The 14,293-nt window shown below is 32.3% G+C and carries 16 protein-coding genes and 1 other RNA gene; 11 read left to right on the forward strand and 6 right to left on the reverse strand.

What is annotated here, in order from left to right; translation table 11 throughout:
* Nucleotides 1–7 precede the first annotated feature (7 nt).
* Nucleotides 8–2,680, forward strand: coding sequence for a palindromic element RPE1 domain-containing protein (locus ACQH6S_RS06890; protein WP_425360411.1), 2,673 nt, complete (start codon nucleotides 8–10; stop codon nucleotides 2,678–2,680).
* A gap of 232 nt (nucleotides 2,681–2,912) precedes the next feature.
* Here the strand turns inward: ACQH6S_RS06890 and ACQH6S_RS06895 are convergent, their stop codons facing one another.
* The 5 genes from ACQH6S_RS06895 to ACQH6S_RS06915 form a co-directional block, all read right to left on the reverse strand.
* The gene (locus tag ACQH6S_RS06895) at nucleotides 2,913–3,431 is read right to left on the reverse strand and encodes an IS630 family transposase (protein ID WP_425364377.1); all 519 of its coding nucleotides are present in this window, start codon (nucleotides 3,429–3,431) and stop codon (nucleotides 2,913–2,915) included.
* Nucleotides 3,395–3,766 carry an IS630 transposase-related protein gene (locus ACQH6S_RS06900; protein WP_425364376.1) on the reverse strand — a complete coding sequence of 124 codons (372 nt, stop codon included), beginning with the start codon at nucleotides 3,764–3,766 and terminating at the stop codon, nucleotides 3,395–3,397. The genes ACQH6S_RS06895 and ACQH6S_RS06900 overlap by 37 nt, the downstream gene beginning before the upstream one ends.
* A gap of 264 nt (nucleotides 3,767–4,030) precedes the next feature.
* Nucleotides 4,031–4,180, reverse strand: a complete 150-nt coding sequence (locus tag ACQH6S_RS06905; RefSeq protein WP_157905647.1) for a hypothetical protein — start codon at nucleotides 4,178–4,180, stop codon at nucleotides 4,031–4,033.
* Nucleotides 4,181–4,183: 3 nt separating this feature from the next.
* Entirely contained in the window at nucleotides 4,184–5,038 is an 855-nt protein-coding gene (locus ACQH6S_RS06910) for an Rpn family recombination-promoting nuclease/putative transposase (RefSeq protein ID WP_341748996.1), read from the reverse strand.
* A gap of 1 nt (nucleotide 5,039) precedes the next feature.
* The gene (locus ACQH6S_RS06915; protein WP_094648952.1) at nucleotides 5,040–5,306 is read right to left on the reverse strand and encodes a hypothetical protein; all 267 of its coding nucleotides are present in this window, start codon (nucleotides 5,304–5,306) and stop codon (nucleotides 5,040–5,042) included.
* Nucleotides 5,307–5,716: 410 nt separating this feature from the next.
* On the opposite strand from ACQH6S_RS06915, the gene recA reads away from it, so the two are divergent.
* Nucleotides 5,717–6,751 carry a recombinase RecA gene (gene recA, locus ACQH6S_RS06920; protein ID WP_094648951.1) on the forward strand — a complete coding sequence of 345 codons (1,035 nt, stop codon included), beginning with the start codon at nucleotides 5,717–5,719 and terminating at the stop codon, nucleotides 6,749–6,751.
* A 65-nt stretch (nucleotides 6,752–6,816) separates the two neighbouring features.
* Entirely contained in the window at nucleotides 6,817–7,542 is a 726-nt protein-coding gene (gene fabG, locus ACQH6S_RS06925; protein WP_094648950.1) for a 3-oxoacyl-ACP reductase FabG, read from the forward strand.
* Nucleotides 7,543–7,992: 450 nt separating this feature from the next.
* Here fabG and ACQH6S_RS06930 read toward each other — a convergent pair whose 3' ends face one another.
* A complete protein-coding gene (locus tag ACQH6S_RS06930) occupies nucleotides 7,993–9,039 on the reverse strand; it encodes an IS110 family transposase (protein ID WP_425360410.1) in 1,047 nt (348 codons plus the stop codon).
* Between the two features lie 447 nt (nucleotides 9,040–9,486).
* Between ACQH6S_RS06930 and ACQH6S_RS06935 the strand changes: the two genes are divergently transcribed.
* The 8 genes from ACQH6S_RS06935 (at nucleotide 9,487) to ACQH6S_RS06970 (ending at nucleotide 14,043) form a co-directional block, all read left to right on the forward strand.
* Nucleotides 9,487–9,714: a CopG family transcriptional regulator gene (locus ACQH6S_RS06935; protein ID WP_341748994.1), complete on the forward strand. Its 228-nt coding sequence runs from the start codon at nucleotides 9,487–9,489 to the stop codon at nucleotides 9,712–9,714.
* Nucleotides 9,711–10,073, forward strand: coding sequence for a type II toxin-antitoxin system VapC family toxin (locus ACQH6S_RS06940; protein ID WP_425360409.1), 363 nt, complete (start codon nucleotides 9,711–9,713; stop codon nucleotides 10,071–10,073). The genes ACQH6S_RS06935 and ACQH6S_RS06940 overlap by 4 nt, the downstream gene beginning before the upstream one ends.
* Nucleotides 10,074–10,160: 87 nt before the next feature.
* A complete protein-coding gene (locus tag ACQH6S_RS06945; RefSeq protein WP_425364453.1) occupies nucleotides 10,161–10,871 on the forward strand; it encodes an SURF1 family protein in 711 nt (236 codons plus the stop codon).
* Between the two features lie 49 nt (nucleotides 10,872–10,920).
* Complete coding sequence (bcp, locus tag ACQH6S_RS06950; RefSeq protein WP_425360408.1) at nucleotides 10,921–11,388, forward strand: thioredoxin-dependent thiol peroxidase; 468 nt, start codon at nucleotides 10,921–10,923, stop codon at nucleotides 11,386–11,388.
* A 55-nt stretch (nucleotides 11,389–11,443) separates the two neighbouring features.
* Entirely contained in the window at nucleotides 11,444–12,142 is a 699-nt protein-coding gene (locus ACQH6S_RS06955) for an outer-membrane lipoprotein carrier protein LolA (RefSeq protein ID WP_425360407.1), read from the forward strand.
* A 37-nt stretch (nucleotides 12,143–12,179) separates the two neighbouring features.
* Nucleotides 12,180–12,273, forward strand: an RNA gene (gene ffs, locus ACQH6S_RS06960) — signal recognition particle sRNA small type.
* Nucleotides 12,274–12,424: 151 nt separating this feature from the next.
* On the forward strand, nucleotides 12,425–12,868 hold the full coding sequence (locus ACQH6S_RS06965; protein ID WP_425360406.1) for an NUDIX domain-containing protein: 444 nt from the start codon (nucleotides 12,425–12,427) through the stop codon (nucleotides 12,866–12,868).
* Between the two features lie 221 nt (nucleotides 12,869–13,089).
* Nucleotides 13,090–14,043, forward strand: a complete 954-nt coding sequence (locus ACQH6S_RS06970) for an Rpn family recombination-promoting nuclease/putative transposase (RefSeq protein WP_425360405.1) — start codon at nucleotides 13,090–13,092, stop codon at nucleotides 14,041–14,043.
* Nucleotides 14,044–14,293: the final 250 nt, after the last annotated feature.

Raw genomic sequence — 14,293 nt, forward strand, 5'->3', positions numbered from 1 at the left:
TAATAAAATGATGCTCATTAAAAGATTTTTCATCAGCCTAAGCGTAATAGTTTGTATAGTTGTAGTAACTTTAAGTTTATTAATATTAAGCGGGAGTAAAGGGTATTTAGATAAGCCTATTAAGAAGGCAATAGAATTTTACCTCGATAAAAAAAATACCAAAATACGAATTGGTAATTTACAGATAAGAAATAACATTTTGTCAATCGATAAAATCTTTATGGATTTAGCACATAACACCCAAAGTGAGATTAACGATTTCAAAATCAGTTTTTTTATTGATGATATAAGAAACAAACCATTGCTTGTTAGTATTGTTGATATAGATAGTTTTTCCTTAATTTCTAAAGATAATCAACCTATAATAGATACTAAAATATCTGCTAAGTATATTGTAGATTTTTTTGAAAATAAGATTGAAACACAGTTAAACCTAAGTCCTATAAAAAATATTACTCTACTCGATAGTTATGGTAAGAAATTACCGAAGGGGGAAGGGCTTTGTTCTTATGAAAGTAAAATTTCTACAGCTTCGAAGAAGTTAATCAATTGCAAATTAACATTTGGTGAACAAGCATATCTATCATTCAATAGTATCTTGGATGGTAGCATAATTCAAGCTAATGGTAATGTTGAAAATATTCCTATAATGATTTATCAGATTGCTGAGAAAATTATCCCTGATAATCAAGTAATTTTATTTTTACAGGAATATATTAAAGATGGGTATATCAGAAATGGAGAATTTGATGTTAATTTTGATAAAAATTCTTTAGAAAACAATAGACCTCTTGCAAAACTCGCTTATGCTGAGGAATTTGAAGGAGACGAGGAACGCAGAACCGCGGCGTACTCTAGTGTACGTGAGGATTCGAGTACCGCATCGACGTCCAAATTACCAGCAGAAGTAGAGTTAGGCAAGAGGTCTAATATTGCTCTAGTAAAAGCCAAGCTGCATGTCGTAGACCTTGAATATAAATACGATGCAGATTTTCCATCTTTAAGAAAAATTGATACAGATATTACTATATCTGGAGCCTCGGTTAAGTTTATACTAAATCGTGCATATAGCGGTAACAGCCTTATTTCCAATGGAGTAATAACCTTTGATTGGCAAGGGATGGATAAATCTAATTTTGTCATCAGTGCCATAGCTAAGGGACCGGGTATCGACCTAATTGATTTTATGTCAAATGAGGATTATAACCAAGTAAAAAAACAAGGAATTGACCTTAGAAAAATTACTGGCACCGCTAATTCAAAAATTGGCATAATAGTACCGATTAGTCCAGTTATAAAAAATACCTATGACATCTCTACGATAATAACTGGAGTAAATGCTAAAGCATTTAGTGACAATATCATACTAAAGAATGCAAAAATAACCGGAACATTTAATGGTGATAAGCTAAACTTAATAGGTACAGGTAAAATTAATGACTATGACAGTAATTTTACCTATCAATATAATATTGATAATAATAACCATGATGATTATCAGCATCTATTAAAAGTAAAAACTACTATTGTCGGTAATAACCAGAAATTTGGTATATTCAAGTTAATTTCAGGTAGTAGTATCCTAGATTTTGAATATAAAGAGCAACGAAATAACAGAGGTCAATCTAATACCGGCTTCATTAAAGCTAATGCTAATCTCAAAAATTTGGAATTTTATATTGATAAAATATCTATACATAAAAAGATTTCTGATGAAGCTAAACTTGTGTTAACTGGTAAGTTATATGATGGTCTAAAAGGTGATATTAATTTTGACCTTTCAGGAGCAAATAACTTAAAAATAGTTGGCAAGGCTAAAGTGCAAGATACTAAGTATGATGTTACTTTACCGATTATTGCTTATGGTACAACTGATCTAGTAGGAAAATTGCTTGTAGGTAAAGATAGCTTAAATGCTGAAATTCAGGGGAAACGACTAGATCTGTCTGGGTCTAATATGATGCAATTTTTAGAAAAAGAAGGGGAACCACAAAATATTCATCTAAGAGTTGATATAGATAGGGTAAGGTTAAAAAATAATATAATGCTTGATAAGCTTAATTTACAAATTGATTGTGATAAAATAAAATGCTTTTCTGGTTCTTTAAATTCAAAAATTGGCACTAGATCTTTTAAAATGCTACTTACAGAAAAAAAAGATATGGAACAATGGATAGTTACCTGTGATAATGCTGGAGCTCTATTTAGAGGTATTGGCATGTATAATAACATGAAGTCTGGTATTATAAATCTAACACTTGATACAAAAAGACATGAGGTTAAGAAGGGCGAAATAATACCAATCTTAGATGGGACATTTGACATAAAACGTTTTGTTGTTACTGATATGTCTTTTCTAACTAGAATAGTATCATTTGTTTCGTTTCCAGGTTTTATGAGTTTTATATTAAATAATAAGGATATCTTGTTTAATAATATGACAGGTAGCTTTAGTTATATAGGTAATACCGTAAGTATTGCTAAGACATCAGCTACTGGACCATTTTTTGATTTTACCATGAAAGGTACAATTGATACTAATAAACACCAAATAAAGCTTAAAGGTAATGTAATACCTTCTTTCTTTTTTGCTAGTACCATTATCACTAAAATACCAATAATTGGTAAAGTATTTTCAAAGGTTGCTCCTTATTCTGTAGAGTTAAAATATAAGGACTAATAAAAATCGTATAGGATCAACGTCTATTAGCGAGGAACATAGGGTGAAAATTGCATTTTTGCAATGCTACTATCCCAGTTATTGGGTTGTGTTCTTAAAACTTTAGTACTCCATTAGTAACTCACCTTACTCATGATTTTCTTCCCAATTCAAGCTATGATAGTCAAAGTATATATTGGCTGTTAGACATGCTGAAAGTTTTGTGGTACTTACTATAGTAAATCAAATTGAATTAGGTGACAAAGAATGCAGAAATAGCTTTAGATAATGTACCAATTTCCGCTATTTTGTTTCGAATCCATCGCTTCATATTAGCCCAAAATTTTTCTATTGGATTTAAGTCTGGAGAATATGGGGGTAAAAAAATAACTTCACAACCAACTGATTCTATTAGCTCTTTTGTCTTTTGAGATTTATGAAAACTAACGTTATCCATCACTACAACCTGTCCTGCTGTTAACTCTTTAATCAAAAATTTTTCAACCCAATTATTAAATAGTTCTGTATTACAAGTTTTATTAAAAACAAAAGGGGCTATTGGTTTGTTATTTACTAAACCAGCTATTATATTAGTCCTTTGATAATGCTTCCCACTCTTCTTGCCAATCAATAATTCTCCTATCTTACCCCAACCTCTATCTTGGCAAATTGTCATATCTATACCACTTTCATCAAGATATACTATTTTATCTTTATCATATTTACTGATCTTTTCTAAATAATCAGATCGTTTCTCTGCACTTGCTTCCAAATAGCTAAAGGTTTTTTTTTATAACTAAATCCTAACTTTTTTAATATATTAGCTACTTGAGAACCTGTAATTCCAAAATTCTTACCAATTTCTTGTAGCTTACTATTAGGGTTATTTGTTACGAAATATTCCAATGCTTTTTTATCAATCTTACTTTTAAATCCTAGTCTAGCTCTTGCCAGCACTGTTCCTTCTTTTCTTCTCCTTACGTTCCAACGGCTAATTGTATTTTTATGTATAGCAAATATTCTAGCAGCAGATTCTTGACTATTACCTTTTTCTATATAATTTATTACTTTTTCTCTTAAATCTTGACTATATGGACTTGTTGACATTTTTTCCTTTATTTATACCACATCTTATCACCTAATTCAATTTGATTTACTATAGTACTACAGTTGTAGATTGAATGTGAGTATTCACGGAAAAAAGGTTAAAGTATAAGATGTCATTGCGAGGAGGTTGCCAGACCGACGAAGCAATCCAGGAAAGTGATTAGAAATGGATTGCTTCGTTGACCTTACGGTCTCCATAAATCAATTAAAGCTGGTGAGTAATTGGAACCTTCAATTAATTCAGCCAATTCTTTACTACCAAACTTAGACAAGGCTGCCTGCATCACTTGATACATCCTTGAATTTACCCAGTGACTCAGATTTACGTATTTCCTCAGGCATGTTAACTAGCCAGTCATTACCAGAGGAAGTATTGTTAGCTTCATAGTTATTAGCAATTACTTCTTTACTCATAGGTTATTCTTCTTTTAACTTCTCTATTTCTTCAAGGGTTAGTTTTGTATATTTAACTATTTTTTCTATTGGTTCATTATCAATTAACATTTCTTTTGCTACAATTATAGCTTTTCTTTCTTCGCCTCTAGCTTCCCCTCTAGCTTCGCCTTCCTGGAAACTTTCTGCTAAAGCAATGTCTTCTGCATCTTCCTGCAATTTACACCTTATATATAAGTCATATTCTTCTGGCGTTAGTCCATACATATCGATAACTTGGTAAGCCTCTAATACCTTACTACTCTTAATTCCCTTAGGTGGACTATCCTCTTCTGTCGCGTGTTTGAATAGGTGTAACCACTCATCGGCTACAGTCAATAATTCGGTCTTATTAAATTTTCCAAGCTCTATAAAAACATACGATATATCAAAAAAATGTTGTGTATTGGTAGTTGTCTCAATAATTTTATGAGAACTTATATAAGGTATGTCTTCACCAGCTTTACCAAATATTTTGTTTTTTATTAATGAAACCACTAATATTGGTAACAAATTATTATGGGTCATTCCTTGTTTAAGTTGTTGTACATATGAATGAGCAGAATAATATTGTACTCTTTTTAAATAATCAGTTTCATTTTTTTTCTGCATCTCAATAATGTACTGGTTGCCTGATTCATCTTCAACTTTCAAATCAAATGCACTCCTCTTACCTTTATTAATTTTAGGTAATTGCTCTGATGGAATAAATTTGATTTTCTTAATTAAGTATTTTCCATGTAAATCAAGAACACTGTTAAGAAATTCTTTTAGCCTCTCTAGATCACTAAAGATTTTCTTAAATAGACTATCATTTGTTGGGTCTAAATATTTTTGCATATCAACTACTCCCTTCTATGTTATTAACTCCATCATCTTCTGAAGCCTGTGAGCATATATATAGGAACAATGCTCGATGTCCTTCAAGAAAGGCAGTGTACTCACTTTCCTGCCGAACGAAATTGCTACGATGTATGCCGCTCATTTGAGCTAAATCCTCTAATATTATTTTACCATCTTCTCCACTAAAAAGCTTGCAATAAATTGATTTTAATTGCTCTTTTTTTAATAAAGGTGATGGGGATGAGGAGTTAATTGATAGTTTCATTTGATCATTGCCCTTGTATCTGTTGCTGTTGTAACTGTTGCATTTGCATCATCTTACGTTGTTGCCTTATTTGTAGTACTTCTTGCTCGTTCTTGAGGATTGAGCCTGCGGGCTAACTATGTGCAATATTTCTACTATTTCATCAGCTAATTCCATATAAGGCAGGCATCTAGAGATTCCCGCCTACGCGGAATGACAATAGTGGGTGGAAATGGCAACTTAACTTATATTTCTATTTTCAGTTGCGATTTATAAATCGTCGTGATACTATAGTTAATTTAGGAGAATTTAGGGCTAGGAGCGACGAGTAACAACATCCCCAATTTTTCATCAATTGACTATATTTTACTGGATTTCTCTCGTATGTTACTTTATAAATTTAACTTGATTTTATTTAGCAGATTCTAAAAATGAATGTTATAGACAAAGAAAAAGCACTACTTGCTGCACTTAGCCAAATTGAAAAAAGTTATGGCAAAGGTTCGGTTATGAAACTTGGGCAACGTCGAGCTGTAGATGTTGAGGCAATACCAACAGGATCGCTAGGACTTGACCTAGCACTTGGTATAGGCGGTCTCCCTAAGGGAAGGATTATTGAAATTTTTGGACCAGAGAGTTCGGGAAAAACTACCTTAACTTTACATGTAATTGCTGAAGCACAGAAGAAAGGTGGCACTTGTGCTTTTATTGACGCAGAACATGCTTTAGACCCAGCATATGCCAAAAAATTAGGAGTAAATATTGACGAGCTTATTATTTCTCAACCAGATACTGGTGAACAGGCTCTTGAAATAACTGATACTCTAGTACGCTCTGGAGCTATTGATATGGTCGTTGTTGATAGTGTTGCTGCCCTTGTGCCTAAAGCAGAAATTGAAGGAGAAATGGGTGACTCCCATATGGGGTTACAAGCTAGATTAATGAGCCAAGCACTTAGGAAACTCACCGCATCAATTTCCAGAACTAATTGTGTAATTATTTTCATTAATCAAATTAGAATGAAAATAGGCGTCATGTTTGGCAGTCCAGAAACTACCACAGGTGGCAATGCTTTAAAATTTTATGCCTCAGTAAGGCTAGATATCAGAAGAATCTCATCAATCAAGGATAAAGATGAAGTAGTAGGTAGTCAAACTAAGGTCAAGGTTGTTAAGAATAAAGTCTCACCACCATTCAAAACTGCAGAATTTGATATAATGTATGGTAGTGGTATTTCTAAAGAAAGCGAGATAATAGACCTTGGCGTTAAATTGGAAATAATAGAAAAGTCTGGTTCTTGGTTTTCCTATAAAGACATTCGTATAGGACAAGGTAGAGAAAATGTTAAACATTACCTGAAAGAACACCCTACTATCTGCTGTGAAATAGAACAGCTAATTCGTCAAAAATCTTCTCATAATATTAGCTTTGATAGTGAAACAGTAATTATGGAAGAGGATGAATAACAAATATCTGCTAAGTGCTATTCTGGTTAACTAATATACTTAAATAACTACAAATTGGAGCTAAAATGATAAACTTAACTGATAAAAAATCTCTAATTACTGGAGCATCTGGAGCAATTGGTGGTAGCATTGCTAAGCTATTACACTCTCTTGGTAGCCATGTAATAATTAGTGGTAGTAACCAAGAAAAACTACAAGAATTGGGTAATAACTTAAAAAATAATTATACGATAGCACCATGCAATTTAGCCAATAGCGAGGAATGTAATAACTTGGTAGCTAATCTTGAACAAATAGATATTTTAGTTTGTAATGCTGGAATCACTAACGATATGCTAGCAATAAGAATGTCCGATGAGATATTTGAGCAAGTTATAAATATAAACTTAAAAGCTAGTTTTATTCTAAATCGTGAAGCGATAAAAAAAATGATGAAAACTCGTTATGGTAGAATAATTAATATAGCCTCTGTGGTTGCAGTTTCTGGTAATCCAGGTCAAGCAAATTATTGCGCTTCCAAAGCTGGGATGATAGGTATGACAAAGTCTCTAGCCCTTGAGGTGGCAAGTAGAGGGATCACAGTTAATGCAGTTGCTCCTGGTTTTATTAAATCAAATATGACCGATAAATTAAATGAAACTCAAAAAGAAGCGATAATGCAAAAAATTCCTCTAAAAACTTTGGGAAACCCCGAAGATGTTGCAAATGTAGTAGCTTTTTTAGCAAGTGACAAAGCTTCTTATATCACTGGTCAAACTATCCATGTTAATGGTGGATTGGTGCTGGTATAGTCAATTAACCTGAATTAGTGCCGAAAAGCATCCATCGTGCTGTTTATTACTTGATAATCAAGTTTTTTGCAGAGCTTATAAATAGTAGGTTGTTTGAAGGAAATTTGAATATATCCGAGTTACAACATCTATCTTTAAAAGCAGAGTCTGTCATATATGGACGAGTGAATTTGTCAAGAAAGAAAATAAAAAAATAGAGCCACAAAGGAAGCGGTCATATATTCGGCATCGAGTGCCATAATGGTTTCTGCATTCTTATAAATATCCTTGAGTGACCTCTCATTCCCACGGCTTCTAGAGCCTCGACATAATTACGGATTTTATTCAGAATACTTATTCATTAACTCTTTAACTTTCGTTCTCTTTATTGTTACTATTCTTTACTCACAATATTTATCAATTACCAATTTTTATTTAGTTGACATAGTTTCTTCTTTTTTTCCAACTAAACTAATTTGCAACATATTCGCTACCATTGCTGACTACTGCATAAGCAATCCTTGCTAACTTATTTGCTAAACCAACACATATAATATTATATGATTTATTTTCAGCAAATTTCTTCACTGCCCACTGCACTAGTTTATCTTTTGATTCCTTATCACTTTTTGCTCTTATTGCTATTGTCCTTGCGGCTTGAATCAACATAGTTCTGGCATATCTATCTCCTTGTTTGGTAATCCCTCCTAAAACTATCTTATCTCCTGAGCTATGTTGCTTTGGTACCAAACCAAGCGAAGCAGCAAAATCCCTCGGGGTTGGGTAACTTTCCATTGGGGCTACACTCAAACAACTAGCATTGATTGCTCCAATGCCAAAAATTGTCTGCAACCTAGTAGCTTTCTCACTTTGCTTATTATTGCTGATAATCAGCTTTTCTAAAGTTTTTTCTTTGTCACATAAATCCTCAATTTCTTTACATTCTAAAAGTAAAATTGACCTTATCCCAGAATTTATATAACCTTTACTATACGCTAACTCTACCTCCAGCATACATGATTTGCAAAATTTATTTTTACTTAATTTTGTATTATAGCCATATTCACATAAACTTGATATTGTAGAATTAGTTTTTTGCACACGATCTCTGATCGTATTACTTCTAATTTTATGCAAGAATTTTATATCTTGTTCCTCCTTGCTTTTTAGTAGCACAGTTTTTAATTCTGGATCACGAGCCGCTTTGCATATTGCTAACGCATCGTTATAATCATTTTTCTGTTTCGATGTAGCATAAACTTTTACATCTTTTGTTTTCATTAGTTTGACTTGCAAACCAAGCTTAGCAATTTCCTGTGACCAATAATTAGCTCCTCCACATGCTTCCATAGCTACCAATGAACTTTTATCGAGATTACTTAAATAGGCTATTAACTCATCTCTTGTAACTTTTTGGTAACCTATTTTTTTGCCATTTTGATCGACTTGCACCAAGTGCATACTATTTTTTGCTAAATCTATTCCTATTATAGTATTTTTTATGCTATTATTTATCATGGTATGGACCTATTAATTAAATTATTATTTAATTTGGAGCAGCTGAAAACTATTTTTCAGCTGACTCCGTACAAGTAAAGCATATTTCGCTTCACTCGTCCATACCATCATTCCCGCTTCGGTGCGGAATCTATAATACCTCAGGGCATTTTTAGATACCTCACTGAAGCAAAGATGACAACCATTGTCCTATATTTTATTCAAATCTGCAAAAAAACTTGATTATCAAGTATAAGTAATAGGCGAGCGACGAGTGACGACGTCACCAAATTCCCCTGAATTGACTATAACGAAGAAATTATGATGTCCAAGACTTTAAAATGTTATTTTGTTTTAAAACTAATATTTTTGAATTTATAATTGTTGCCCGAATAACAGCAGTCTTGAAAAAATTAATAAAGTACATTATTATATATCAGATAATGATAACTAATATAGTAGCATAGTATGAGAACTATTATTGATATACCTGACATGCAAGTAAAAATTTTGAATCAACTATCAAAGAAAAAAAAAGTGTCGAGGGCAGAAATTATAAGACAAGCTTTGGCTGACTACATAACCAATTATACTAAAAGTAAAAAAGGCTATAAATCAGCATTTGGTATATGGAAAGATCAAAAATTGGATGGCTTATTATATCAACAAAAATTACGTGGTGAGTGGGGTGAATGAAAGTATTATTTGATACTAATATATTGATAGATTATTTGTTAGGACATACAGTGGCTAGTAAAGAACTTGAGCAATATAAAGATTGTCAAATTAGTATAATAACTAAAATAGAAATATTAGTTGGAGCGTCAGAGGATAACGACGAAACCACCAGAGAGTTCTTAGATAATTTTACCATAATTGACTTAAATAAAGAAATAGCTGAAATTGCCATCTCTATTAGAAAAGAGCATAAAATCAAACTACCTGATGCAATAATATGGGCAACAGCTAAATATTGCAATGGTTTGTTAATAACTAGAAATACCAAAGATTTTCCTATCCATGCCTCTGACATAAAAGTTCCGTACAATATATAATTGATAGAATGGGAATTCTATGAGATTATTTGGTTGTACATGAGTATCAACTTTCCAGTAATCGACCTCAGTTTAATAGGAATTATGATGTCCAAGACTTTAAAAATCGGTAAGTGTCAAGTACAGTTACTACCTTTATTGCTTACTATATTAGCATTTGTCATCCTCTTATCACTGGGGTTTTGGCAAGTTGCTAGATTACAGGAAAAAGAACTATTTTTAAGTTCAATAAAAAATAACCTTAATAATTCTCCTCTTGATATAAAAACACTTAGTGTAGATAAATTATATGCTAAAGTAAAAATGAAGGGGCATTTTTTGGTTGGTAAGAATTTGCATCTTTATGGACGTAAATCAATGGCCACGGAAAAAGATGGTTATTATTTAGTCAGACCTTTTCAAACTGATGATAACAAGATAATCTTAGTTGCCCTAGGGTGGTTTGCTGCGAGGTATAAGAAAGATATTGATAATATAACAGATGATTCGACGGAAATTACTGGTGTGATTCTCCCTGGGGAGAAAACCAAGCTGTTTGTCTTAGATAATGATGTTAAAAATAATGTTTGGTTTACTTTAGACTTAACTCAAGCATCTGATATTCTTGGTTTAACATTAGAGAATTTTTATTTAATTATGGAAGGTAAAGGTAATCATTCTGATATTCTTAAAAGTCTATCAATTAAAAATTTGCTGAATGTCAGAAATGATCATTTAGAATATGCCATTACTTGGTTTGCCTTGGCAATTTCATTAATAGTGATTTTTGTAATTTATCATTTGCCTAAAAAAAATTAGAGTGTAAACTGGACTATGAGACACAAAAAAGTACAAAAAAGGAGTGGTTATGATATTAAAAGTAGGCGATATTGCACCAAATTTTACTATGCCAATAGGCGAAGATAGTAAAATCAATTTAGCAGATTTATCAGGTAAGTTTGTTGTATTATATTTTTATCCGAAAGATGATACACCAGGCTGTACTATTGAAGCAGGTGATTTTAATAGGCTAAAGCCAGAATTTAAAAAAATGAATACCGTAATTGTTGGTGTATCAAAGGACAGTTTAGATTCTCATGATAAATTCAAGAAAAAATATTGTTTGGATTTTGATCTTGCGTCAGATTCTAACTCTGATACTTGTGAAAAATATGGAGTTTGGGTAGAAAAATCGATGTTTGGTAAAAAATATATGGGGGTCGAGAGAACTACCTTTTTAATAGACAAAAAAGGTACGATAGCTCACATTTGGTCAAAAGTGCAAGTGGCTAAACATGCTGAAGATGTGTTGAACCAGCTGCGGAAAATAAATTGAAATAATAATATCTTCATGTAGTATACAAAACAAATGTAACTTTATGTAGGTATAAATGACTAACTGGTTTTGTAAAGGTATTATTGTTGTTTATTTTCTTCTAACTATAACCCATGCAGCCCATGCTGAAAATTTTTTTGTAGTTAAAAAACAGGCTGAACAGTTAGAGAATAGACCTGTTGACAACCAGGCTATTGACCAGCTCAAAATATATTTACGGGAAATAAAATCTATTGCTGTGGATTTTACCCAAGAAGATTCGGCGGGAAATCAGGCTAAAGGGAAGCTGTTAATTAATAAACCTGCGAAATTTCTCTGTAATTATTATTCACCATTTCCTTTGGTGATTATTGGTAATGCTAACTATGTGTCGGTATATGACTATGATATGAAACATGTAAGTCGTATTAAGGCAGAGGAGAACGTATTTAATTTTTTGTTAGAAGACAGCATAGATTTTGATAAATATTTTAAAATTGAGTCGACGATAGATCGAGATAATATGTTTGAAATTACAATTTATCATACTTTATCAGAGCGACGTAGTCAAATTACCTTTGACAAAGAGACTAAACAGATGAAAATGTTAAAAATACTTGAGGATGACAATGTTATTACCATAAAATTTAATCATATTGCAAAAGTACAGAATTTTGATGATGATTTGTTCAAGCTTAAACATCCAGACATATTTGGAGCACCAAAGAGACTGAACAAAAGCGATATAGAAAAAAAATATAATTTAGCTAGTTAAATAGCTTGCCTATAGATGAAAAAAGCACTATTTTATCACATGCTAGTAGTGGGCATTGGCTCTGTTCAGTTGGTCAGGTTCGAAAGGAAGCAGCCAAAATAGTCTCTGGTGGGTCATTACTAGCATATATATATTAGACCTCTTGCATAACCTAAAGATAATTGAGGAATTTTTAGGAAAAACGAAGTCGAGTACCGCAGCGTACTAAGATGTACGTGAGGAACGGAGACGAGTTTTGACAACAAAATTACCAATTAGGTTAGGTTATGCAAGAGGTATATTATGAAAATAAACAAAATTCATGCTATTGCACGGGCTTATATAACAGATGAAGATTCTGTGTTAGTTGCTGACAATGGAAAAAATCTATTTTTGCCTGGTGGTCACATAAAGTATCAAGAGCCAATTCATACCGCATTATCAAGAGAACTAAGAGAAGAAATTGGTCTAATTAATTTTGAATTAGGCAACTTTGTTGGCATGATAGAAAATATATGGGATTATAATGGCAAAGCTGTTCATGAGCATTGCATAATTTTTAAAGTTATTTCAAAAGATTTATCTATAAATAGAGAAGTTAAATCAAAGGAAGATCACTTAAAATTCCATTGGATAAAATTTAATGAACTGATAAATCTTAACTTTTTACCTGATGGTTTACATAATTTATTATCTAGATACGAAGAAGATGGTTTATCTCACTTTAAATCATTAATTAACCAATAAATGTGGATTGCCACGACCACTACCTGTTCTTGCTAATGCACTAGTTATGGAATAATAAAATAAGCAATATCGCAAAAATAATGAAAACATCTATTAGTGGAGCAAAAATATCTGCTATATTATAGATATAACAGATTTTGCCATAACTTAGTATACAAAATATTAAAGGAAGAACGGCACAAGTTTGGCTAAATGACAAATTAATCAGTTAAGTTAGTCAAATGACAAAAAAGTTAAAGCATGATTCATTAGTCAAAACAATAATGGCTGATCCTGTAGCAGCTCAAGAATTTTTGGAATATTATTTGCCGAATGATTTTAAGAGTTTAGTAGATTTATCAAAAATAACAGTAGAAAAAGAAAGCTACATAGAAGAATCTTTAAACAAAAAATATAGTGATATAGTGTATGGAGTTGCTACCAAGAATCAGGGTAAGGCTTTTGTTTATGTGTTGATTGAGGCTCAGTCGGGCGTTGATTATTGGACAGCTCTACGATTATGGAAATACACATTATTATTGTGTGAAAGGCATAAAAAAGGAAGAAAGAAATTACCATTAGTATATAATTTAGTAATTTATAATGGTAAAGAAGTTTATACTGCCCCTAGGAATTTATGGAGCTTGTTTACCGATGCAATTATAGCCAAGAAATTAATGACAGAGGATTATCAATTGGTCGATTTACAAAGCATGTCTGATGATGAAATAATGAAGAAGAAGCATATTGGGATGTTAGAATATATGCTCAAGCATATTCATCAACGAGATATGATAAAGCTTTGGGAAGAATTTCTGCAAAGGTTTAAATTAGAGATATTAGTAGATAAGGAAAAAGGCTATATTTACATAAAATCATTTTTATGGTACACTGATGCTAAGCTTCCTGAAGCAAAGCAATCAGAATTGGAGGAAGTACTAGCCAAATATTTATCAGAAGAAGAACAAGGCGTTATTATGAGAACTATTGCACAAAAATATATCGAAGAAGGCGAAGCTAGAGGTGAAGCTAGAGGTATCTATATAGGTAAAGTTGAGGGTAAAGCTGAGGGTAAAGCTGAGGGTAAAGCTGAATTGGTAAAGTTGTTGTTAAAGAATGGCAATTCCGTGGGGTCAATTGCTAAGATGACAGGTATGTCTATTAGTAAAATTAATGAATTGCTGAAAATACAATAATTGGGTGTTTCAAATATTTTTAAAATTTAGATTGCTGTAGTTGTGGCTGTGGAATTGTGGAGAACTTCGTTAGAAGTTACCCCTAAATCTACAGCCCGCTAAGCTCGCTACCCTCAAAAACTAGCTCGTTTTAGCAGCACTAATGTTATACCAATTCAGGAGAAGTAGATAGCAGGAACGATGGAGCGACGCCTATAAGTAATAGGCGAGCGACGAGCGACAACGTCCCCAGCTTCTCATCAATTGACTA

Source organism: Candidatus Tisiphia endosymbiont of Mystacides longicornis (assembly GCF_964031095.1).
Taxonomy (GTDB): domain Bacteria; phylum Pseudomonadota; class Alphaproteobacteria; order Rickettsiales; family Rickettsiaceae; genus Tisiphia.